Origin of the sequence: Demequina sp. NBRC 110056 (assembly GCF_002090155.1) — a bacterium.
In the GTDB taxonomy this organism is placed as follows: Bacteria; Actinomycetota; Actinomycetes; order Actinomycetales; family Demequinaceae; genus Demequina.
In genome coordinates this window covers 340,093-361,378 of record NZ_BBRM01000004.1, presented here as the reverse complement: position 1 = coordinate 361,378, position 21,286 = coordinate 340,093, and the positions used below count along the sequence as shown (strand labels likewise).

Below are 21,286 nucleotides of genomic sequence, written 5' to 3'. Positions count from 1 at the left end.
AGATTTTCCCGGATAACGGCGTCATAGTCGCGGACCGCGGCCGTCTCATCTGTCATGAGCAGCCACACGCAGGTCCCCGGGAACGGGTCGGCCGCGCTCCTCCAGCGATGGGAGAGCGCGAGCATCGACACGGTCTGGCTGCGTCCTGGCGACTGGTACACACCGGCGGCTGAGGCCCTCGCGGAGGCCCTCGACGCTCGCCTCGACACGGCGCCAGCCGCCTACCGCCTGGGCCAGGCGCGCTCGGGCGCCGGCGTCGGCATCACCGAGGCGATCGACGACATGGCTGTGCTGTTCAAGGCCGCCGGCTTCGAGTCGGCGCCCATCCGTTCCATCCGTGCGCTGTGCGAGGGGTGGACCGCGGGGTCCGAGCCCATCCTCGAGGCGCCCACGATGACCGACGCGGAGTCGGGTCTGGGAACGCCGGAGTACCTGGTGCAGCGCCTCGCGGAGGTGTACGGGATGGCCAGCCGCGGCGGCGTCGAGGTCACCTCCACGCACGCCCTCGTCATGGTCGACGTGTCCGTCGAGGCGACGGACCCGTGGCAGCGCATCGCGCGCAACGCCGCCGCCGGTGAGGCCCTGCGTGGCGCCTACGGCGTGGGCCACCCGATGGCCCGCATGGGCGATGGTCTCTACGCCGTGCTCGTTGAGCGCGGCGCGTCCCTGGGGCAGGGCATCGCGTCTCTGCGCGACCACATCTCCGACCGCGCGCAGGCGATGAAGGGTGGCAACCTCATGCGCCAGCCTCCGCGCGTGTGGATCGAGTCGCTGCCCACCACACATGCTTTCGCGAGCGACCTTGTGGAGTCGTTGCAGCGATAGACCGGGCGTGCCCGGGGGGAGAAGGGGTCTGGCACCGAGCTGAGGGCGGTGTCAGGCCCCTTCGCCGTGCACCCTGCGGGTCGCGGTCGCTAGGCGAAGGCCCAGACGGCGAGCTCGTTGCCCGAGGGGTCGGCGAAGTGGAAGCGTCGCCCACCAGGGAAGTCGAAGATGTCGCGCGTGATCGTGCCGCCCGCCTTCACGACGCTGTCGCGGCTCGACTGGAGGTCGCGGGAGAACAGCACCACGAGCAGGTCGCCGCGCGTCACCTCGCCCACCTCCGAGATCCCGCCGACCTCGCGGCCGTCGCCCGCGACGATCCCGTGGTACGCCGGGCCGTAGGACGTGAAGCGCCACCCGAAGGCGTCGCCGTAGAACCTCGTCGCCGCCTCCGCGTCGAGCGCGGGGATCTCGATGTAGTCGGGTGCGTGGTGCGCGTGGGGGCTGTCCGCATCGGCCATGGGGCCATGCTGGCTTGGTGGCGTCGGGCCGTCAAGGTTCTGAGCAGCGCCGGTGCGCTGGCGGGGAGGGTGCGGCCGCGCCGGTCAGTCCTCGGCGGGGCTCTCGCGTCGTGCGCTCCACAGCACCAGGGCCCGGCCCTCGTCACGGCTGACGCGGCGGCCGCGCTCGACGATCACGACCGAGCCCGAGGGGCCGGACGTGAAGACGCGTGAGCCGGTGTCGGCGCGGGGGCGGAGCTTGCGCACCTCGTCCTGCAGGCGGTCCACCTGCTTCTGGAGCGTGAGGATCCGGGCGATGCCCGCGAGGTTGATGCCCTCGTCCTGGCTCATGCGCTGGATCTCGCGCAGCGTCGCGACGTCGCGCAGCGAGTAGCGCCGCCCGCCGCCGGGGCGGCGGCGCGGGACGACCAGGCCGAGCCGGTCGTACTGGCGCAGGGTCTGGGCGTGCATCCCAGCGAGCTCGGCCGCGGCGGAGATGAGGAAGACGGGCTCGTCGACGTCTGGCTGCTCCACGACCGTCCTCCTTCCCTTGGTGGTCACCGTAGCCCCGGCGGCCACCGCATCGGCTCTACCGGGCCGCGTCCTTGTAGAAGTCCTTGCGCGGGTCGTCCTTGGCGGTGTGCAGGGCGAAGGCCTGCAGCGCCTCCTTGGCCTTGCGCGCGAGCTTGGACGGCACGTTGACCGTGATGGTGACCAGCAGGTCGCCCGGCCCATCCTTGGTCGCGAGGCCGCGGCCCTTGACGCGCAGGACCTTGCCCGACGGGGTGCCCTCCGGGATCTTGACGCGGACGCGCTCGCCGTCCAGCGTCGGGACCTCGACCGTGGCGCCGAGCGCCGCCTCGTCGAAGCTCACGGGCAGCTTCACCAGCAGGTTGCGTCCGTCCGTCGAGAACACCGGATGCGCCGCGACGCGCACCGTGAGGAGCAGGTCGCCCGCCGGTCCGCCGTTGGCGCCCGCGCGGCCCTTGCCGCGGATGCGGATCTTCTGGCCGTCCTTGACGCCGACGGGCAGCCGGGTCGTCACGTCGCCGGTCGCGGTGCGCAGCGTGATGGTGTCGCCCGCCGCGGCCTGGCGGAAGCTCACCTCGGTGGCTGCTGCGATGTCCGTGCCCTTCTGGGGGCCGCGCTGGAAGCCGCCACCTCCGAAGAGGTTGCCCAGCATGTCCTCGAAGCCTTGCGCCCGGTACTGCTGACCGGCTCCCGCCTGGCCCGCACCCGGTCGTGCCGCTCCGCCGAACATGTTCGAGAACACGTCCTCGAAGCCGGCGCCGCCGGGCCCTCCCGCCTGGAAGCGCGGGCCGCCGCCGCCCATGGTGCGGATCGCGTCGTACTGCTGGCGCTGCTCCTTGTCGGACAGCACGCCGTACGCCTCGCCCACCTCCTTGAAGCGGGACTCGGAGGCCTTGTCGCCGGGGTTGCGGTCCGGGTGGAGGTCGCGCGCGAGCTTGCGGTAGGCCTTCTTGATGTCCTCCGCGCTCGCGTCCTTGGAGACGCCCAGCGTGGCGTAGAAGTCCTTGCTGAACCAGTCCTGGCTCGTCATGGTGCGTCTCCTCTCGGCGGTGTCGGTGGGGTGGTGGCTACTCGGGCTGCGCGACGATCACGCGCGCGGGGCGGATCACACGCTCGCCGATGCGGTGGCCCGGCTGGGCGACGTGCTGGATCGTGGGCTCGGTGACCTCTGTCGAGGGCTGCGACATCAGCGCCTCGTGCACCTGCGGGTCGAACTGCTCGCCCGCAGCCCCGAAGCTCGACCAGCCCAGCCGGCCGAGGGCGTCCTCGAGCTTGGTGGTGATCGACTTGAAGGGGCCGTCGGCCTCGAGGTCGCCGTGCTCGCGCGCGCCGGCGATGTCGTCGAGCACCGGCAGCAGGGTCTCGATGACCTTGCCGACGGCCAGGTCTCCGGCAGCCTCGCGGTCGCGATCCACGCGCTTGCGGTAGTTGACGTACTCGGCCTGCAGGCGCTGCAGGTCCGCGAGGTGCTCGGCGGCCGTCGCGTACGCCGCGTTGAGCGCGTCGTCGGCGCCCTGCTCGTCGGCGTTCACGCCATCGGTCGCGGCGTCGCCCAGTCCTGCGGCGGCCTCGTTCACGATGCGCTCAGCGTCGGCGAGGGGGTCGTCGCCGTCCTGCGGCTCGGGGTTCGGGTTCTGGTCGGTCATGGTGAGCCTTCCGTATGCGGAGCGCGGCGGCGGGACGGGCCATGCCCGCCCGCCGCCGCGGCTGCGTTACTTCTTGTCGTCCTCGTCGTCGACGATCTCGGCGTCGACGACGTCGTCGTCGGCGCTGTCACCGGCGGGAGCGTCGCCCGCGGGCGCGCCCTCCCCGGCAGCCGCATCGGCCTGCTGGGCCGCGTAGACGGCCTCGCCGATCTTCTGCGCCTTCTCGACCAGGACGTCGTGCTTGGCCTTGATGTCGGCGACGTCGTCGCCCTCGAGGGCGGTCTTGACGTCCGCGATCGCGGTCTTGACGTCGTCGGCGACCTCGGCCGGCACCTTGTCCTCGTTCTCGGACAGGATCTTCTCCGTCGAGTAGGCGAAGGTCTCCGCGTTGTTGCGGGTCTCGGCGTCCTCGCGGCGCTTCTTGTCCTCGTCAGCGTGCTCCTCGGCGTCCTTGACCATGCGCTCGATGTCGTCCTTCGACAGCGCCGAGCCGCCGGTCACGGTGATCGACTGCTCCTTGCCGGTGCCGCGGTCCTTGGCACCCACGTGCACGATGCCGTTGGCGTCGATGTCGAAGGTGACCTCGATCTGCGGGACGCCGCGCGGGGCCGGCGCGATGCCGCCCAACTCGAACGTGCCGAGCAGCTTGTTGTCGCGGGCGAACTGACGCTCGCCCTGGTAGACCTGCACGAGCACCGACGGCTGGTTGTCCTCGGCGGTCGAGAAGACCTCCGACGACTTGGTCGGGATGGCGGTGTTGCGCTCGATGAGCGTGGTCATCACGCCGCCCTTGGTCTCGATGCCGAGGCTCAGCGGGGTGACGTCGATGAGCAGCACGTCCTTGCGCTCACCGGAGATGACGCCGGCCTGCAGCGCGGCGCCCACGGCGACGACCTCGTCGGGGTTCACGCCCTTGTTGGGCTCCTTGCCGCCGGTCAGCTCCTTGACCACGTCGGTCACGGCAGGCATGCGGGTCGAGCCGCCCACGAGCACCACGTGGTCGATGTCGGACAGCGAGATCCCCGCGTCCTTGATGACCTGGTGGAAGGGCTCCTTGGTGCGGTCGATGAGGTCCTGCGTCATCTGCTGGAACTGCGCGCGGGTGAGGCGGGTGTCCAGGTGGACGGGGCCGTTCTCGCCGATCGACAGGTACTGGAGCGAGATGTTGGTGCTGGTCGCGCTCGACAGCTCCTTCTTCGCCTGCTCCGAGGCCTCGCGCAGGCGCTGCACGGCGGCCTTGTCCTTGGCGAGGTCCACGCCCTCGGTGTTCTTGACCTCCTTGATGAGGTGGTCCACGACGCGCTGGTCCCAGTCGTCGCCGCCGAGGCGGTTGTCGCCCGCGGTCGCGCGGACCTGGATGGTCGAGAAGTCGTCCTCGTCCTTGCCCACCTCGAGGAGGGACACGTCGAACGTGCCGCCACCGAGGTCGAACACCAGGATGAGCTCGTCCTCCTTGCCCTTGTCGAGGCCGTACGCGAGGGCCGCGGCGGTGGGCTCGTTGACGATGCGCTGGACCTTGAGGCCCGCGATCTCGCCGGCGTCCTTGGTCGCCTGACGCTCGGCGTCGTTGAAGTACGCGGGGACCGTGATGACGGCCTCGGTGACCTTCTCGCCCAGGTAGTCCTCGGCGTCGCGCTTGAGCTTGCCGAGGATGCGCGCGGAGATCTCCTGCGCGGTGTACTTCTTGTCGTCGATCTCCTGCGACCAGTCCGTGCCCATGTGGCGCTTCACGGACGTGATGGTGCGGTCGACGTTGGTGACGGCCTGGCGCTTGGCGATCTCGCCGACCAGGACCTCGCCGGTCTTCGAGAACGCGACCACCGACGGGGTGGTGCGGGCGCCCTCGGCGTTCGCGATGACGGTGGGCTCGCCACCCTCGAGAACGGTCACCACGGAGTTGGTGGTGCCCAGGTCGATGCCTACTGCTCGTGACATGAGGTGTCCTCCTTCTGATGCGGCTTGTCGAGCCGCGGAAACTGCCGGCTCCGAAGTTGAGCCGCCTACGCTCAAGTATCCTCGCGTGGCTCGTGATGTCAAGTCGAGCGAGTGAAAGTTGAGTGAATGACGCTCAACCCCGCCCCCGTTTGGCGAAAGTGTGCCCACCTTCCTCGTGAGGACCCGCTTCGCGATGAGAGTGGGTCCACTTTCGGGGAAGGGTGAGGAGGGCCGATGCTGGTGCCGGGCGAGGGCTGACAGGCACCGCGGTCGGGGCCTAGGTTTGCCGCATGGACACCCACGCGCTGGACACCTCCGCAGCGGCGGCGCACTTCGCCGCGAGGCTCGCCTTCGAGACCGACCCCTCCGACGTGCACGCCGCGCTCGAGTCCGGCGAACCGGGCTTCGTGCTGATCGACACGCGCGACCAGACGGCGTGGGACCAGGGCCACGCCCGCGGCGCCGTCCACATGCCCAAGCCAGAGATGCTGGCGCGCATTCCCGAGTACGCGGCGGGCACCACCTTCGTCGTCTACTGCTGGGGTCCCGGCTGCAACGGGGCCACGCGGGCGGGCCTCATCATCTCCGAGCTCGGCTACGCGGTGAAGGAGATGATCGGCGGCTTCGAGTACTGGGCGCGCGAGGGCATGCCCGTGGACGCCGTGATCGGCGGCGCCGAGGTCGACGCGACACGCGCCCCTGACCCGCTCACCGCGCCGGCGCTCGTCAACGGCAGCCGCATCGCCTGCGACTGCTGACCCGCGCCAGGCGTCCGGCCCGGTGCGCGCTGGCAGAACATGAGGGTCACTCTCGCTGAGATTGTGACGCTCATGTCCCGCTGGGACGCGTGAGTGGGACGGCGCCTACAGCAGCTCGCCTTCCTCCATGCGCAGCACGCGCGACGCCATGACCTCGGCCTCGGCGGGGTCATGCGTCACGACGATCGCCGCGGTCCCCGCCGCTGCCAGGATGTCGCGCACCTCGACCGCGAGCCGCGCGCGCAGGTCCGCGTCGAGCGAGGACAGCGGCTCGTCGAGCGCGAGCAGGCGGGGCCGCGGCGCCAGCGACCTGGCGAGCGCGACGCGCTGGCGCTGCCCGCCGGACAGCTCGGTGACGGCGCGCGAGCCGTAGCCGTCGAGCCCCACGAGCGCGAGCAGCTCCTCGACCCGCGCGCGGCGCTCCTCGCGCGGCACGCCCGCCATCTCCAGCCCGAACGCGACGTTGCGAGCGACCGACCGATGCGGGAACAGCTGGCCGTCCTGGAACACCAGCCCGAACCCGCGGCGGTGCACGGGGACCGAGGTGACGTCCAAGCCGTCCCACAGGACCCGCCCATCGGAGGGCGGCACGATCCCGACGATCGCGCCCAGCAGCGAGGACTTGCCGCACCCGGACGGGCCCAGCAGCGCCACGGTCTCGCCCGGCGCCACCGCCAGCGACGCGCCCTCCACGGCGACCACCGGAGGCTTGCCGGGGTACTCGACCCGGAGCCCCTCGACCTGCAGCCCCATGGCGCCCTGGCCACTCATAGATCAGCTCCCACCTGCGTGCGCATGCGCTCGGACACCATCATGATCGCGGCCGTCATCACGGCCAGCACCACCGCGGCCGCGAACGCCATGCCGATGCTCTCGATCCCCGGCCGCCCCAGCAGCCGATAGATCGCGGTCGGCAAGGTGGGCCGGTCGGGCCTCGCGAGGAAGCTGGTCGCGCCGAACTCGCCCAGGGCGATCGCGAAGGCGAAGCCGACGGCGAGGCCGAAGGCGCGGCGCAGCAGGGGCCAGTCGACGCTCGACCAGACCCTCCACGGCGAGGCGCCCAGGGTCGCGGCGGCCAGGCGCAGTCGAGGATCGATCGCCCGCGCCGGGGGCACCAGGGTGCGCACCACCAGCGGCAACGCGACGACGGCCTGGGCGATCGGCACGAGCCACCACGAGCCGCGCAGGTCGATGCCCAGCACCGGCCGGTTGAGAGTCAGCAGCATGCCGAGCCCGACCACGACGGCGGAGACCCCGAGCGGCAGCATCACCACGGCGTCGAGGGCCCCGGAGCGCCGGGAGCGGCGGGTCAGCAGGGCCGCGACGATCTGCCCGACCACGCACGCGAGGGCGGCCGCGATCGCGGCGGTCACGAGCGAGTTCATCACCGCCTGGGCGACCGAGACGGGCAGCACCGTCCGCCCGGGCTGGCCGAACAGGGCGACGTAATGGTCGAGGCCGTGCCCATCGATCGTGCGCAGCGACCGCTCCACGAGCGCGTACATCGGCGCGGCCAGCAGCACGCCCAAGGTGAGGATCGTGGGCACGGCGACCCACGCATCGGCGCTGAGGAAGGCCCGGGTGCCGTCGAGGGCACGCCCGCCCAGGACCCGCTCCCGGCGTCGCCGGGCGGCGGCTGACAGCCACAGCGCGAGCCCCACGAAGAGGATCTGCAGGATCGACAGCACGGCAGCGGCACGCAGGTCGAGGAACTGGTTCACCTGCAGATAGATCTCGGTCTCGAGGGTGCGCACCCGGGTGCCGCCGAGCACGAGCACGACGCCGAAGGCCGTCGCGCAGAACAGGAACACGACCGATGCGGCCGACGCGATCGCTGGCACGAGCGCGGGGAGCGTCACGTGGGCGAGCACGCGCCGCCGTGAGGCGCCCAGCGTGGCGGCGGCAGAGGCGGTCGACGGGTCGAGCCCTGCCCACGCTCCGCCGACGACGCGCACCACGACCGACGCGTTGTAGAACACCAGCGCGAGCACGATCGCGAGCACCGACTGATCGAGCCCGAGGAAGCCCAGCGGGCCGGACCGGCCCAGCAGCGCGGAGAAGGCGGCGGCCACGACGACGGTCGGCAGCACGAACGGGACGGCGACCACCGCGCGCACGGCGCGCTGACCTCGCCAGCGCAGGCGGTAGAGCACGTACGCCCCGGGCACCCCCAAGAGGACCGAGCCGGCCGTCCCCGCGGTGGCGAGCAGGAGGGTGGTGACGAGCGCATCGGCCGTGCGCGGCGAGGTGACGATCGCCCAGGTGCCGGCGAGGTCGAAGCCGCCGTCGAAGAGGCCGTGCACCAGCACGGAGCAGAGCGGCCACAGGAAGAACAGGCCGAGGAACGCGAGAGGGATCAGCGCCAGCAGCCACCAGCTGAGGGAATGGTGGGCGGCGCTCCTCATCGCGGTCCTCGGCCTGGGATCATGGGTGCCCCGCTAGTCGAGGACGATCGACGTCCACTCGGCGATGTACGCGTCGCGGTTCGCGGTGATCTCCGCGGGGTCCATCGTCAGCGGCGCGTCGGACAGGGGCGCGAACTCGGCCCACTCGGCGGGCACGTCGACCGAGGACGACACCGGGTAGACGTACATGGTCCCCGGGAGGGACGCCTGGAAGTCGTCCGACAGCATCCAGTCGATGACCGCCTGGGCCGCCGCCGGGTTCTCGGCGCCCTCGAGGATGCCCGCGTACTCGACCTGGCGGAAGCAGGTGTCGAGCAGCGCCGCCGACGTCGGCTTACCGTCGATCACCTCGGATGGCGGGGACGAGGCGTAGGACAGGACGAGCGGGTAGTCGCCGCCGTAGTTGGGCACCGAGAAGTCCACGAAGTAGGTGTCCGACCAGCTGGGGGTGACGCGGAGGTCGTTCTCGCGCAGCGTCTCCCAGTAGGTGGTCCAGTCGTCGCCCTGGTCCGCGACCGTGGCGAGCAGGAATGCCAGTCCGGGCGACGACGTCGCGGGGTTCGTCACGGACAGCAGGCCGCTGTACTGCGGGTCCGTGAGGTCGCCGATCGCCTGCGGCACGGGCACGCCGTTGTCCTCGAACCACGCGAGGTCGTAGTTGAGGCACACGTCCGAGTAGTCGATCGCGGTGAGAGCGTCCGAGCCCGCGATGGCGTACTCCGCGGCGTCGGCCGCGGCGGGCGCCTGGGACACGTAGTCCGCGAAGACGCCCTCGTCGATCGCGCGCGAGGCGAAGGTGTTGTCGATCCCGTAGACGACGTCCCCGATCGGAGCGTCCTGGGTGAGGATCAGCTGGTTGACCAGGGCGCCGGCGTCGCCGGGCGCGGCGAACTCGACCGTCAGGCCGGTCTCCTCCTCGAACGCGGCGAGGACCTCGTCGGGCACACCGAACGAGTCATGGGTGACGACCGTGACGGACTGGCCGCTGAGGTCGACCTCCTCCGGCGCGGTCGGGGTGGCCGATGCGGTGGCGCCGGTGGCTCCATCCGTGGGCTCGGCCTCGGGCTCGGAGCCCGAGGAGCAGGCGGCCAGGGTCAGGGTGGCGAGGGCGATGGCCCCCGCGGTGGTGGCACGCGCGATGCGCATGTGTTGCCTCCCATTGCTAGGAGGGGACGAGACTCGACTCCCTACGCCGGTATCACCCGGATCAGGTTCGAGGGTCTGCGGCTGGTCCGCACTCTCAGCGCTCTGACTCCCTCGCGGGAAGCGCTCCCCTGTCGTGTCCGGCCAGCATAGCGCCGATGCGCGGGACGGCCTTCATGCCCTCGGCGACGCCGGAGCTGGGGCGCCGGGGGCTTCCACAGCGCCGATGCGCGTGCTCGGCTCGCCGCGCCGTGCGCCTACCGCAGGACGAGGGACGCGATCATGGCGTCGAAGTCCGCCTGCCCGGGCTCGATGTGCTCGCCGCCCGTGTACTGGACGGCCGTGAACCCGGCGGGGCTCGACACGACGCCCACGGCGCCGTCGAGCTCGAGGCCTGCGAGGGTCGCGACGAAGCGGATGAGGTAGCCCTCCTGGCCGGACGGCGTGGCGAACACGCCCTCCTCCGTCCGCACGAGCGAGTCGAACTGCAGCGCGCGCGTCTCGAGCGTGCCCTCGGCGAAGTCGCGCACGCCGGCGGGGTCGCCCTCGACGTCGAGGCTCGTGACGATGATCGTCTCCGCGCCGTTCAGGTAGTCGCCGCCGGTGATCCAGGCGCCGTCGTTGATCATCGTGAGTCCGGACTCTGCGTTCGCCTCCTCGGTGACCATCGTCAGCTTGAGGACGTCGGTCGCGTCCTCCCACGCCGGGTCGTAGGCGACGCTGCCCGCGCCGTTGAGCGTCGAGGCCGTCGCCCACGAGTCGGGCACGGGCTCCGCGATCTCGAAGGCGACCTCGCCGAGCGGGCTCGGCTCCGTGGCGGCCGCGAGCACGCGCAGCACGCCAGCGAGCACGAACAGCGCGACCAGCACCACGGCGATCACGCCGATCACGATGGCCGGCCGGAAGCGTCGCTTGTCCGCCGGCGCCGGCTGCGCCTGTGAGGGCGTCCGGTGCTCCGTCCACGCCTGGCCGTCCCACCAGCGCAGGTAGCCGGGGTGCTCCGGGTCCGGATGCCACGCGGCAGGGGACAGGGTGGCGGTCGGGGCTGCGGCCTGCGCGACGGGCTCGGAACCGGGGCCGCTCTCGGCGCCGGGCGACCACTGGGTCGCTCCGCTCGGGTACGCGCCGCCTGCGCTGTGGTCGCGCTCGTCCGTCATGGTCATGCCCCCTCGTCGCTGACGAACCCGAACCTAGCCGCATCGGCGCTGGAAAGGGGGCGGATGTGAGGAGACCGACAGGGGCACCAGCAGCCGGGGGACGTGCAGCGGCGTCAGGACTCGCAGGCCCACCCGTCCTTGTCGGCGTCGGACTCGTCGTTCAACGCGTACAACGACGCGGAGATGAACGTCCCCTTCGGCAGGGGCCCCGCCACCTTGCCGTTCACGCGATTCACGGTGGTCGAGGACTTCGCGATGCCGTACGGATAGTGCTTGCGCAGCGTGGCGCACGACGAGTAGTCGATGCCCGCGACCTTCTTCGCAGAGGAGTTGCGCGAGGTGGTGGTGTAGCCCGATCGTGAGCCGGTGACCTTGACCGTGATGGACTTGTACGCGTCCGTGGGGCGGACCTTGAACGAGGAACCCGTCGCGCCGGACACCGCCTTGCCGCTGACGTACCACTGGACCTTGGTCGAGACCGTGCCCGGACCCCAGGTTCCGCGCTTGACGGTCAGCGTGCTGCCGGCCTTCGCCGTGCCGCTGATCGAGGGCGTGACCGCGGTCAGCTTGCGGCCGATCGTGACGGCGGTGGACGACTGGGTGGAGGTCGAGTAGCCGCTGCGGGAGGCGGTCGTCGCCACGGTGATCCGGTGCCCGATGTCGGTGGTGGTCGCGCGGTAGGTGCGCGCGGTCCCGCCGGAGATGGCCTTGCCGTCGCGGTACCACCGGTAGGTCACGGTCGACGCTGCGGGCGAGAACGTGCCGGCGTTGGCCGTCAGCGTGTATCCCACCGTGGGGGTGCCGGAGATCTTCGGTGCCGGGCGCGAGGTGAACATCGGCGCGACCTTGGCGGCGCCGACGGTGACGACAGCGGACCGATGGCCCGTCCGTGTGCTCGTGATGCGGACGGCGACGGTGCGGCCCGCATCGGCGGTCGCGAGGCGATAGGTCGACGCGGTAGCGCCGGAGATCGCGACGCCGTCGCGGAGCCACTGGTAGGCGCGCCCCGCGGAAGCGGGTGCGTAGGTGGGAGCGGCGGCGGTGAGGGTCTGCCCCACCATCCGGGTGCCCGTCACGGTCCCGGCCTTGGATTGCGTGAGGCCCGGCAGCGAGATGGTGACGGGCTTGCTCGTCCGTGAGGCGGCCTCGACCCATGCGCTCGCGGTCGATGCGGTCACGCTGATGGCGCGGCCCGCATCCGTCGCGGTGGGGGTGTAGGTCGATCGGGTCGCACCGGCGATCGGGCCGCCGTCCCGGCGCCACTGGTAGGTGAGCTCGGTCAACGCGGGGAACCCGCTGGGTGAGGCCGTGAGCGTCGACCCCGCCACCCCGGACCCCGCGACCGTCACGGTGGCGGCGTCCGCGACGCAGTCCGTCACGCCGACGAGGACTGAGCCGGACAGCGGCGGGTACGACGGCCCCGGGGCGTTCCACGACACCGCCACCGAGCGCAGCTGCGGTGCATCCAGCACGGTCAGGGTGCCGCCCACGACCTCGCCCACCGGCCATGGCGGTGCGCCGTCGCCCTCCCACCCGGCGAGGGACACGGAGTACTCGGGCTCGGCGCCGTCGAGCAGGTGCACGGCAGGCAGGGTCAAGGCGCGGCAGCGCCCCATCGTCTGCTCCGGGAGCCGCTGCGAGTGCGCGGAGAGCTGCGGCCCGTCGCCCACCAGGAGCGACTGGTCGACGATGCGGTTGCCGACGAGCCGCACGAACACGGAGGACGGCAGCGCGTGCAGCGGGGACGGATCGGCGATGCGGTTGCCGGAGAGCTCGAGGTGCTCGAGCGACTCGAGCGCGGCGATCCCGGTGATGTCGGTGATCGCGTTCGAGCTCAGGTCGAGGTGGCGCACGGTTGCCGCCTGCACGGGGCCGGCGATGCTGGTGAGCCCGGAGTCAGTCATGGAGAGGCTGGTGAGGCCCTCGAGCGTCGCGAGAGCGGCGAAGCCCGTCGCTGGCGTGCGGTAGAGGTGCAGCTGCTCGAGAGCAGTGGTCTGGGGAAGGACCCGGAGGTCGAAGGGCGCGATGTCGCCGATCGCCGCGTATTCGAGCGACGTCTGCCTCGTGAGTCCCGACCAGGTCGCGAGCGAGAGGGTGCCCAAATTCACCGATCGCAGCCCCGTCGAGGCGGTGATCGAGGAAAGGTCCGGCGCCGAGACGCGGAAGAGCCCGAGCGCTTCCAGCGATGGCAAGGCCGCGGTCGCGCCTCCCGACACGGAGAGACCGTCGACGCTGAGGTCAGTCACGGCATCGAGGCCGCTCGCGGGGATCGTCAGGGTGCCGGGGCTTCCCTCGTACCTCGACAGCTGCAGGGTGGTGAGGGCTGGAGCCGCCGCGATCGGCGTGAGGTCGACGCGTGCGGAGGAGGGCAGGTCCTCGCAGACGAGGCGCGTGAGACCGTCCAGAGCGGTGACGGGCACGGGCGTCGGGGCGGGGATGCCGATCGCCCAGCGCACGCAGCTCTCCAAGGCGTTGCCGGATCCGAAGGCGATCGCGGGGGTGTCCGCCGTGGCGGGCGTCGACGCTGCGGTGGCCGCGATGAGCGCGGCGGATGCGCTCGCGAGCGCGCGAGCGAGCAGGGACGACAGCACCACGAGAACCCCCGAACGACCTCAGTCGCGTCGCCTGGCTCGGTGCGGCATCGTGCTTCGCGTGACCACATCATCGGGGCAGCAGACCCCCGGGTCAAGAGGCGTGCGGCGTGTCTCACCGCGCGCCGTGAGGCCGCCCGGTGACTACACGTCCGTGCGGTGGAAGTTCTGGAAGCTCCGGCTCGCGGTCGGACCGCGCTGGCCGCGGTAGTGGGAGCCGTACGCGGACGAGCCGTAGGGGTGCTCGGCCGCGGACGACAGCCGGAAGAAGCACAGCTGGCCGATCTTCATGCCGGGCCACAGGTTGATGGGCAGCGTCGCCATGTTCGACAGCTCAAGGGTGACGTTGCCCTCGAAGCCGGGGTCGATGAAGCCGGCGGTCGAGTGGGTGAGCAGGCCGAGGCGGCCGAGCGACGACTTGCCCTCGAGTCGCGCCGCGATGTCGTCGGGCAGCTCGACCGACTCGTAGGTCGATCCCAGGACGAACTCGCCCGGGTGCAGCACGAAGGGCCCGTCGCCCTTGACCTCGACGAGGCGGGTGAGCTCGGGCTGCTCGGCGCTCGGGTCGATCGCCGCGTACTTGTGGTTGTCGAAGACGCGGAAGTACTTGTCGAGTCGCACGTCGATGGAGGACGGCTGGATCATCTCCGGCTCGTACGGGTCGAGCGTGACGCGGCCGGACTCGATCTCTGCGCGGATGTCCCTGTCGGAGAGCAGCATGACGCCACGCTACCGGCTCGCCGAACGTGGTTGCATGGGAGAGCGGGACATCAGGAGCGAAAGCCGTAGTCGAATCGTTACGTCAGAACGTTTCGATCTCGGCTAGAGTGAGTCGCGGCTCAGCCCAATTCCCTGGAAGGCAGCACCCCATGCAGTTCGGTCACTTCGACGACGAAGCCCGTGAGTACGTCATCACGACGCCTCACACGCCCTACCCCTGGATCAACTACCTGGGGTCCCAGGAGTTCTTCGGGCTCGTGTCCCACACGGCCGGCGGCTACTGCTTCTACCGCGACGCGAAGATGCGCCGCCTGACGCGCTACCGCTACAACAACATCCCCGTCGACGACGGCGGTCGCTACTTCTCGATCAACGACGGCGGCGACGTGTGGAGCCCGTCGTACCGCCCCTACAAGACGGACCTCGATCGCTTCGAGACCCGCCATGGCATGGGCTACACCCGGATCACCGGCGAGCGCGGCGGCCTCGAGGCGTCGGTGCTGCTGTTCGTGCCCGTCGACGTCAACGCGGAGATCCACCAGGTCACGCTGACCAACCGCACCGACGCGCCCAAGCAGGTGGACCTGTTCAGCTTCATCGAGTTCTGCCTGTGGAACGCCGAGGACGACCAGACCAACTACCAGCGCAACCTGTCCATCGGCGAGGTCGAGGTCGAGGACGGAGCGATCTTCCACAAGACCGAGTACCGCGAGCGCCGCGACCACTACGCGGTCTACGGGGTGAACGCGCCCATCGCGGGCTTCGACACGGACCGCGACGCCTACCTGGGCTTCGGCAACCGCTTCGACGAGGCGGCCGTGCCGCACGCCGGCGAGTCCACCAACTCGATCGCCTCCGGCTGGTACCCGGTCGGCTCGCACCACCTCAAGGTCGAGCTCGCTCCCGGCGAGGCGAAGCAGTTCACGTTCGTGCTCGGCTACCTCGAGAACGACCGCGACGACAAGTGGGAGGCCCCCGGCGTCATCAACAAGTCTGGCGCGCGCGAGCTGCTCGCCCGCTTCGACGACAACGCCAAGACCGACGCCGAGTTCGCTCGCCTCAACGAGTACTGGGACAACCTGCTCGGCTCGTACACCGTCGAGTCCGGCGACCAGCGGCTCGACCGGATGGTCAACATCTGGAACCAGTATCAGTGCATGGTCACGTACAACATGTCGCGCTCGGCCTCCTACTTCGAGACCGGCATGGGACGCGGCATGGGGTTCCGCGACTCGTCGCAGGACCTGCTGGGCTTCGTGCACCTCGTGCCCGAGCGTGCGCGCGAGCGCATCATCGACATCGCGTCGACGCAGTTCGAGGACGGCAGCGCCTACCACCAGTACCAGCCGCTCACGAAGCGCGGCAATCACACGCTGGGCTCGGGCTTCAACGACGACCCGCTGTGGCTGATCCTCGGCGTCGCGGCCTACGTCAAGGAGACCGGCGACTTCGCGATCCTCGACGAGATGGTGCCTTTCGACAACGACGAGTCCAAGGCGGCGAGCCTCATGGAGCACCTGCGCCGCTCGTTCGACCACCCGCTCGACAAGGCCGGCCCGCACGGCCTGCCGCTCATCGGCCGCGCGGACTGGAACGACTGTCTCAACCTCAACTGCTTCTCGACCGAGCCGGGCGAGTCCTTCCAGACCACCGGCAACAAGACCGGCGGCGTCGCGGAGTCGATCTTCATCGCGGGCATGTTCTGCGCGATCGGACCGGAGTACGCCGCGCTGGCCCGCCGCCGCGGGGACGACACCGAGGCCGACCGCGCCGAGGCGGCCGTCGCGCAGATGCGCCAGGCCGTCACCGAGCACGGCTGGGACGGCGAGTGGTTCCTGCGCGCCTACGACTACTACGGCAACAAGGTCGGCACCCACGAGACCCAGGACGGCCAGATCTGGATCGAGCCCCAGGGCTACTGCATCATGGGCGGCATCGGCCTCGAGGACGGCAAGGCCGTCCAGGCCCTCGACTCGGTGCGCGAGCGCCTCAACACCCCCCACGGCATCGTGCTGCTCAACCCGGCCTACACCGAGTACCACGTCGAGCTGGGCGAGGTCACGAGCTACCCGCCGGGGTACAAGGAGAACGCGGGCATCTTCTGCCACAACAACCCGTGGGTCATCATCGCCGAGACCATCGTCGGCCGCGCCGAGAACGCCTGGGAGTACTACAAGCAGATCGCTCCCGCGTATCGCGAGGAGATCTCGGAGGTGCACCGCCTCGAGCCCTACGTGTACGCGCAGATGATCGCGGGCAAGGACGCGGAGCGCCACGGCGAGGCCAAGAACTCGTGGCTGACGGGCACCGCGTCCTGGAACTTCGTGACCGTCTCGCAGCACCTGCTCGGTGTGCGCGCGGACTATGACGGCCTGGTGGTCGACCCGTGCATCGGCGCCGAGATCGCCGAGTACACCGTGCGCCGCCAGATCCGCGGCGCGGAGTACGTGATCCGCGTCGCCAACTCCGGCGGCAAGGGCGCCTCGCTCACGGTCGATGGCGAGGCTATCGACGGGTCGCTCGTGCCCTACGCGGCGCCCGGCTCGGTGGTCGAGGTCACCGCGACCGTCTGACACCCGTGCCCTGCATTCGTACTCCGCGAAATGGATCCATCTCGTTGCTGTAGGGCCAGAGGCCAGCGAGATGGATCCATTTCGCGGTTCTTGGGTGGGGTCTCGACGTGGTCGGTGGGGCCGATGCGCGCGCTGGCCCCGTGACGGACGTGTCCGTCGCGGGGCGTCAGGACTGGTCGGTGGGCGTGGTCCCGGTGCCCGACGCCGTCGCGCCGACGGGCTGGGCAGCGGGCGCCGCGCGCCGCGCCTTGCGCGCACGCAGGGCGCGCACCACGACGAGCACCACCAGCGCGATCACGGTCATCAGCGCGAGCCAGGGCAGCAGCACCCCGACGACGACCAGCGTGCCGGCGACGAAGGCCGTGAGTCCCTCCCAGCCGGCGACCAGGCCGTCCCAGAAGCTCTTCGGGTCGTCGTCGACGATCACGACGGGCTCGGTGGTGAGCGACAGGTCCAGGGTCGACATCGACACCTGGTCGTCGAGCCCGCGCTGGCGCGCCTCGAGGCTCTCGAGCTCCGCCTGGCGGCCGTCGAGCTCGTTCTCGAGGGCGATGATGTCGCCGATGTCCTCGGCCTCGACGAGCAGCATCTGGATGCGCTCCGTCGACGCGCGCAGCGTCGAGATCTGCGACTCGAGGTCCGTGACCTGGGTCGTGACGTCGTAGGACTCGGTGGTGAACTCGTCCACCGTGCCCAGCCCGCGCAGGTCGTCGACGACATCCTCGAGGTCGTCGGACGGGATCCGCAGAGTCATCCATGCCGCGCCGCCGTCTCCTTCCTCCGGCGCCGTCTCGCTGCGGGCGTCGATGCGCCCGCCCGCGCTCCGCACGATGCTCGTCGCCTCCTCCGCCGCGGCGATGGGGTCCTCCACGGTCATGTACATCGAGCCAGTGACGATCACCGACCGGTCCGCCTCGGCTGGCGCGGCGTCGCCGTCCTCGGCCGCGTACGCCTCCGCCAGCGCCTCACCGCCGCCGGAGTCCTCGCTGGCGAGGGCCGCATCGGCGCCCGAGTAGTCCACGGCCTCGTAGTCGCTCGCGGAACACCCAGCGAGGATCACGGCTGCGGCGGCGGCCACCGCTGCGGTGCGGGCCCAGCGACGAGCGGAGTCGGTCGCGGCGGTGCGTGTCGTCATGTCGCTCATGCTAGGGAGACGGCTGGCGCGCGAAAAGCGTTGGTCGGTTGCGGATCGGTCACGGTTCGGTCTCGGCGTCATGCCTGGTGACAGCGCAGATCCACCCAGCAAGCGCATCGGCCTTCCGCACCACGAAAGTGGGCCCACCTTCGTCACGAAGACGGCCTCGACGATGAAGATGGGCCCACCTTCCCCAGGAAGTTCTTGAGGCGGGTGCATCCAAACGCATGAGTCGCCCGGAAGTAGGGGTGAAGGGCATCGCAGCCAGCGAGCCCCGAACCTCAGGAGAAGGATCATGCGCAAGTCAGCAATCGCCGGCGCCGCAGCCGGAACCCTCATCGCCGCGGGGCTCGCGGCTCCCGCCCTCGCCGTCGAGGACGGCATGGCCGAGCTGTCGGTCCTGCACGGCATCCCCGATACCCCGGTCGACGTGTACGTCAACGGCGACAACACCATCGACGACTTCCAGCCCGGAGATCTCGCCGGCCCGCTCGACCTCGAGCCCGGCACCTACTCCGTGGCGCTGACGGCCGCCGATGCCGAGGACGACTCCGCGCCGGTGCTCGGCCCCATCGACCTCACGCTCGAGGAGGGCATGAGCTACACGGCCGTCGCCCACCTCGACGCTGACGGCAACCCCACCGCGAACCTCTTCACCAACGACATCTCCGAGACCGCCGCAGGCGAGGGACGCCTCACCGTCCGCCACACCGCGGCCGCACCGGCGGTCGACGTGTGGGCAAATGGCGAGGTGCTGTTCTCGAACCTCGCGAACCCGGACGAGGTCATGGGCGACGTCCCCGCGGACACCTACGAGGCGGCGGTGTCGCTGACCGGCGAGACCGACCCGGTGCTCGGGCCGACAGACGTCGAGATCGCCGACGGCGTGAACACCATCGTCTACGCCTGGGGCTCGGCCGAGGCCGGCAACCTGGCGCTCGCCGTCCAGACCGTCGACACGCACTCCTCGAGCCCGTCGGGCGTGCAGGCAGGCACCGCAGGATTCGCGGCCGACGAGGGCCCCTCGACCCTCGCGATCGCCTCGGTGCTCGCCGCGCTCGGCCTCGTCGTCGCCACGGGCACCGTGCTCGCGGTGCGACGCCGCTGACCCTCTGACCCCCCACCAGGCGGGGCCCGGGTCGCACCCCGGGCCCCGCCGCCTTCCCCCGTCCCAGCCAGCGCGAGAGGAGTCCGACATGCGAGCGCTGATCGCCGCCACCGTCCTGCTCCTCGTGAGCGGGTGCGCAGCCGTCGGAGGTGACGCGACCCCCGGCTCCGCGCCGCGTGAGTCGTCGCCCACGCCGCGGCCGGCGGATGCGGACCAGGTGGGCACCGTGAGGGCGCCCACGGTCCTGGGCGACGTGCCGATCGCCTCGACCGATCCGGACACGGTCGCGGCGCTGAGGTCCGAGCCTCCGCAGCGGCTCGTCATCGACGGCCTCGAGCTCGACATGTCCGTCGTGGACGTGGGCCTGGCCGAGGACGGCTCGATGGAGATCCCGGCGGACGCCGACGTCGCAGGCTGGTACCGGTTCGGTCCGGCACCGGGCTCGGACGCTGGCAACGCGGTGCTCGCCGCCCACGTCGACGATGCGCGAGGTGTCGGGCCGTTCGCGAGCCTGCGCGACCTCGACGCCGGAGATGCGGTCACGGTGGTGGACGCGTCGGGCGAGGCGCACGGGTTCGTCGTGGACCGCGTCGAGCAGACCAGCAAGCGCGAGGTGGACATGGACCTCGTGTTCGACCGCGACACGCCCGGGCAGCTCGTGCTGGTGACATGTGGTGGACGCTTCGACTGGGATGCGCGACACTACGAGGACAACGTCGTGGTCTACGCGACGCCGGTCGAGGAACCATCGCGATGACCGCGGTGAGGGTCGAGGAGGAGCGCACGCTGATGGCACCTCCCCCGGACGCGCGCTCAGGCGCGGCGCTCGCGCGCGAGTTCGTGGCCGGTGCGGACGGTGCGCTCGAGGAGCTCTACCGCGACGTCTCGCCCCTGGTGTACTCCATGGCGGTGCGAGCCCTCGGCGACACCGCGGACGCGGAGGACGTGACCCAGCAGACGTTCGTGAGCGCGTGGCGCTCGCGGGAGGGCTTCGATCCAGACAAGGGCGAGCTGCGCGGCTGGGTGGTCGGCATCGCCCGGCGCCGGATCGCCGATGCGCTGGAGGCCAGGAGCCGCGAGCGTCGCCGCCTCGAGGCGGTCGCCGACGTCGCGCCCGTCCAGGAGGCTCGACCCGACGACGTCGACTCGGTGCTCCTCGCCTACGAGGTGGAGGCCCTGGGCGACCCCCGCAAGACCATCGTCGCGCTCGCCTACTTCCAGGGCGCGACCCACGAGCAGATCGCCGAGCGTCTCGACATGCCGCTCGGCACCGTGAAGAGCCACATCAGGCGAGCCCTGATCCAGCTGCGCGACCGATGGGAGGTGTCCGATGTCGCATCTTGACGACGAGTCCCTCGCGGAGCTCGCCCTCGGCGGCGGCGACCCCGCCGGCGCCGCCCACACCGAGGCGTGCGCCGACTGCCGCGCCGAGCTCGAGGCACTGCGCGACACGATCGCGCGACTCGAGGGCACGGGCCCGGTGGACCAGCCGCTGCTGACCCCGCCCGCGAGCGTGTGGAACGCGATCGTCGCGGAGCTCGACGCGGACGAGGCGGCATCTGCGCCTCCGGCCGCTGCACCTCCCACCACCGCACCTGCCGCACCCGCACCACTGAGGTCCGTTCCCCCTGCCGGCGACGGGTCCGAGGAGGAGCGGCCCGCACCCACCGCAGGCTCGGGCGCTGCGGAGTCAGCGCCCGGCGCCGACGACCTCGCGTCGCGACGCGAGCGCCGGACCTCCTGGTGGGCGATCGGTGCCGCTGCCGCCGCAGGCCTCGTGATCGGCGGCGTCGGCGTGGGCGCCACCATGCTCGCGAACGACGGCGGCGGCGACCTCCAGGTGGTCGCCCAGACCGGCCTCACGGACCTCGCCACCGAGGCTTCCGCCGGCGAGGCGATCCTCGAGACGCGCGAAGACGGCACCCAGGTGCTGGTGATCGACACCGACGTCGCCGAGCTCGACGACGCCTACCTCGAGGTGTGGCTCATCGACGAGTCGATCGAGGGCATGGTGAGCCTCGGCCACCTCACGAGCGACAGCACCGAGTTCGAGATTCCCGCCGGGTTCGACGTCGCGGCGTTCCCCATCGTCGACATCTCCGTGGAGCCTCTCGACGGCGTCCCGACCCACAGCGGCGACTCCGTCACCCGCGGCGTCCTCGAGCTCTGAGCGGCCGACGCGGACCCGTACGGCGCTGACGCGCGGGCGCGAGCCCAGCCCGCGGATCGGCCCTCGAGGTGCCCCTGAGCGTTCCAGGTGAAGGCTCGGAGACGTTTCGGTGACGGACGGACGAACTCCACCTTCACGGGTGGTGGACGCGC

Annotated in this window: 19 protein-coding genes and 1 riboswitch; of the genes, 7 read left to right on the top strand and 12 right to left on the bottom strand. The window is 71.1% G+C overall.

Features of this window, described 5'->3' with window-relative positions:
* Positions 1-54: 54 nt before the first annotated feature.
* The gene (locus tag B7K25_RS08045; protein ID WP_084105200.1) at positions 55-825 is read left to right on the top strand and encodes a hypothetical protein; all 771 of its coding nucleotides are present in this window, start codon (positions 55-57) and stop codon (positions 823-825) included.
* An 89-nt stretch (positions 826-914) separates the two neighbouring features.
* Here B7K25_RS08045 and B7K25_RS08040 read toward each other — a convergent pair whose 3' ends face one another.
* From B7K25_RS08040 to dnaK, 5 genes are all read right to left on the bottom strand, one after another.
* Positions 915-1,283, bottom strand: a complete 369-nt coding sequence (locus tag B7K25_RS08040) for a VOC family protein (protein WP_084105199.1) — start codon at positions 1,281-1,283, stop codon at positions 915-917.
* Positions 1,284-1,367: 84 nt separating this feature from the next.
* Positions 1,368-1,796 (bottom strand): heat shock protein transcriptional repressor HspR, encoded by a 429-nt coding sequence (locus B7K25_RS08035; RefSeq protein ID WP_255376130.1) that lies wholly within the window; start codon positions 1,794-1,796, stop codon positions 1,368-1,370.
* 55 nt (positions 1,797-1,851) lie between these two features.
* Positions 1,852-2,823 (bottom strand): DnaJ C-terminal domain-containing protein, encoded by a 972-nt coding sequence (locus tag B7K25_RS08030; protein ID WP_084105198.1) that lies wholly within the window; start codon positions 2,821-2,823, stop codon positions 1,852-1,854.
* A gap of 37 nt (positions 2,824-2,860) precedes the next feature.
* Positions 2,861-3,439 carry a nucleotide exchange factor GrpE gene (grpE, locus tag B7K25_RS08025; protein ID WP_084105197.1) on the bottom strand — a complete coding sequence of 193 codons (579 nt, stop codon included), beginning with the start codon at positions 3,437-3,439 and terminating at the stop codon, positions 2,861-2,863.
* Between the two features lie 66 nt (positions 3,440-3,505).
* Complete coding sequence (gene dnaK / locus B7K25_RS08020; protein ID WP_084105196.1) at positions 3,506-5,374, bottom strand: molecular chaperone DnaK; 1,869 nt, start codon at positions 5,372-5,374, stop codon at positions 3,506-3,508.
* A gap of 290 nt (positions 5,375-5,664) precedes the next feature.
* On the opposite strand from dnaK, the gene B7K25_RS08015 reads away from it, so the two are divergent.
* A complete protein-coding gene (locus B7K25_RS08015) occupies positions 5,665-6,132 on the top strand; it encodes a rhodanese-like domain-containing protein (protein ID WP_084105195.1) in 468 nt (155 codons plus the stop codon).
* A 105-nt stretch (positions 6,133-6,237) separates the two neighbouring features.
* Here B7K25_RS08015 and B7K25_RS08010 read toward each other — a convergent pair whose 3' ends face one another.
* From B7K25_RS08010 to dcd, 6 genes are all read right to left on the bottom strand, one after another.
* Complete coding sequence (locus B7K25_RS08010; RefSeq protein ID WP_200807882.1) at positions 6,238-6,903, bottom strand: ABC transporter ATP-binding protein; 666 nt, start codon at positions 6,901-6,903, stop codon at positions 6,238-6,240.
* Positions 6,900-8,537: an iron ABC transporter permease gene (locus B7K25_RS08005; RefSeq protein WP_084105193.1), complete on the bottom strand. Its 1,638-nt coding sequence runs from the start codon at positions 8,535-8,537 to the stop codon at positions 6,900-6,902. Before B7K25_RS08005 ends, B7K25_RS08010 begins: the two co-directional genes overlap by 4 nt.
* A 33-nt stretch (positions 8,538-8,570) precedes the next feature.
* The gene (locus B7K25_RS08000) at positions 8,571-9,683 is read right to left on the bottom strand and encodes a thiamine ABC transporter substrate binding subunit (protein WP_084105192.1); all 1,113 of its coding nucleotides are present in this window, start codon (positions 9,681-9,683) and stop codon (positions 8,571-8,573) included.
* Positions 9,684-9,704: 21 nt separating this feature from the next.
* A riboswitch (TPP riboswitch) is annotated at positions 9,705-9,823 on the bottom strand.
* 114 nt (positions 9,824-9,937) lie between these two features.
* Positions 9,938-10,843, bottom strand: a complete 906-nt coding sequence (locus B7K25_RS07995; RefSeq protein WP_084105191.1) for a DUF2510 domain-containing protein — start codon at positions 10,841-10,843, stop codon at positions 9,938-9,940.
* 107 nt (positions 10,844-10,950) lie between these two features.
* Positions 10,951-13,431: a leucine-rich repeat domain-containing protein gene (locus B7K25_RS07990; protein ID WP_084105190.1), complete on the bottom strand. Its 2,481-nt coding sequence runs from the start codon at positions 13,429-13,431 to the stop codon at positions 10,951-10,953.
* A 141-nt stretch (positions 13,432-13,572) separates the two neighbouring features.
* Positions 13,573-14,148, bottom strand: coding sequence for a dCTP deaminase (gene dcd, locus B7K25_RS07985; RefSeq protein ID WP_084105189.1), 576 nt, complete (start codon positions 14,146-14,148; stop codon positions 13,573-13,575).
* A 149-nt stretch (positions 14,149-14,297) separates the two neighbouring features.
* On the opposite strand from dcd, the gene B7K25_RS07980 reads away from it, so the two are divergent.
* Entirely contained in the window at positions 14,298-16,721 is a 2,424-nt protein-coding gene (locus B7K25_RS07980; protein WP_084105188.1) for a GH36-type glycosyl hydrolase domain-containing protein, read from the top strand.
* Between the two features lie 166 nt (positions 16,722-16,887).
* Here B7K25_RS07980 and B7K25_RS07975 read toward each other — a convergent pair whose 3' ends face one another.
* Positions 16,888-17,856 (bottom strand): DUF4349 domain-containing protein, encoded by a 969-nt coding sequence (locus tag B7K25_RS07975; protein WP_159450161.1) that lies wholly within the window; start codon positions 17,854-17,856, stop codon positions 16,888-16,890.
* Positions 17,857-18,151: 295 nt separating this feature from the next.
* Between B7K25_RS07975 and B7K25_RS07970 the strand changes: the two genes are divergently transcribed.
* The 4 genes from B7K25_RS07970 to B7K25_RS07955 all read left to right on the top strand — a co-directional run bounded on the left by B7K25_RS07970 (position 18,152) and on the right by B7K25_RS07955 (position 21,134).
* Positions 18,152-18,964: a DUF4397 domain-containing protein gene (locus tag B7K25_RS07970; RefSeq protein ID WP_084105187.1), complete on the top strand. Its 813-nt coding sequence runs from the start codon at positions 18,152-18,154 to the stop codon at positions 18,962-18,964.
* 88 nt (positions 18,965-19,052) lie between these two features.
* Positions 19,053-19,721: a class F sortase gene (locus tag B7K25_RS07965; protein ID WP_084105186.1), complete on the top strand. Its 669-nt coding sequence runs from the start codon at positions 19,053-19,055 to the stop codon at positions 19,719-19,721.
* Positions 19,718-20,308 (top strand): RNA polymerase sigma factor, encoded by a 591-nt coding sequence (locus tag B7K25_RS07960; protein ID WP_234988125.1) that lies wholly within the window; start codon positions 19,718-19,720, stop codon positions 20,306-20,308. The genes B7K25_RS07965 and B7K25_RS07960 overlap by 4 nt, the downstream gene beginning before the upstream one ends.
* Complete coding sequence (locus B7K25_RS07955; protein WP_084105185.1) at positions 20,295-21,134, top strand: anti-sigma factor; 840 nt, start codon at positions 20,295-20,297, stop codon at positions 21,132-21,134. The genes B7K25_RS07960 and B7K25_RS07955 overlap by 14 nt, the downstream gene beginning before the upstream one ends.
* Positions 21,135-21,286: the final 152 nt, after the last annotated feature.

Bases quoted from the DNA above. Each gene is read 5' to 3' on its own strand.
- B7K25_RS08040 (WP_084105199.1), bottom strand. From the start codon at position 1,283: ATGGCCGATGCGGACAGCCCCCACGCGCACCACGCACCCGACTACATC.
- B7K25_RS07995 (WP_084105191.1), bottom strand. From the start codon at position 10,843: ATGACCATGACGGACGAGCGCGACCACAGCGCAGGCGGCGCGTACCCG.
- B7K25_RS08045 (WP_084105200.1), top strand. From the start codon at position 55: ATGAGCAGCCACACGCAGGTCCCCGGGAACGGGTCGGCCGCGCTCCTC.
- B7K25_RS08000 (WP_084105192.1), bottom strand. From the start codon at position 9,683: ATGCGCATCGCGCGTGCCACCACCGCGGGGGCCATCGCCCTCGCCACC.
- grpE (WP_084105197.1), bottom strand. From the start codon at position 3,439: ATGACCGACCAGAACCCGAACCCCGAGCCGCAGGACGGCGACGACCCC.
- B7K25_RS07980 (WP_084105188.1), top strand. From the start codon at position 14,298: ATGCAGTTCGGTCACTTCGACGACGAAGCCCGTGAGTACGTCATCACG.
- B7K25_RS07975 (WP_159450161.1), bottom strand. From the start codon at position 17,856: ATGACGACACGCACCGCCGCGACCGACTCCGCTCGTCGCTGGGCCCGC.
- dcd (WP_084105189.1), bottom strand. From the start codon at position 14,148: ATGCTGCTCTCCGACAGGGACATCCGCGCAGAGATCGAGTCCGGCCGC.
- B7K25_RS08010 (WP_200807882.1), bottom strand. From the start codon at position 6,903: ATGAGTGGCCAGGGCGCCATGGGGCTGCAGGTCGAGGGGCTCCGGGTC.
- B7K25_RS07955 (WP_084105185.1), top strand. From the start codon at position 20,295: ATGTCGCATCTTGACGACGAGTCCCTCGCGGAGCTCGCCCTCGGCGGC.
- dnaK (WP_084105196.1), bottom strand. From the start codon at position 5,374: ATGTCACGAGCAGTAGGCATCGACCTGGGCACCACCAACTCCGTGGTG.
- B7K25_RS07960 (WP_234988125.1), top strand. From the start codon at position 19,718: ATGACCGCGGTGAGGGTCGAGGAGGAGCGCACGCTGATGGCACCTCCC.
- B7K25_RS07965 (WP_084105186.1), top strand. From the start codon at position 19,053: ATGCGAGCGCTGATCGCCGCCACCGTCCTGCTCCTCGTGAGCGGGTGC.
- B7K25_RS07970 (WP_084105187.1), top strand. From the start codon at position 18,152: ATGCGCAAGTCAGCAATCGCCGGCGCCGCAGCCGGAACCCTCATCGCC.
- B7K25_RS08005 (WP_084105193.1), bottom strand. From the start codon at position 8,537: ATGAGGAGCGCCGCCCACCATTCCCTCAGCTGGTGGCTGCTGGCGCTG.
- B7K25_RS08030 (WP_084105198.1), bottom strand. From the start codon at position 2,823: ATGACGAGCCAGGACTGGTTCAGCAAGGACTTCTACGCCACGCTGGGC.
- B7K25_RS08015 (WP_084105195.1), top strand. From the start codon at position 5,665: ATGGACACCCACGCGCTGGACACCTCCGCAGCGGCGGCGCACTTCGCC.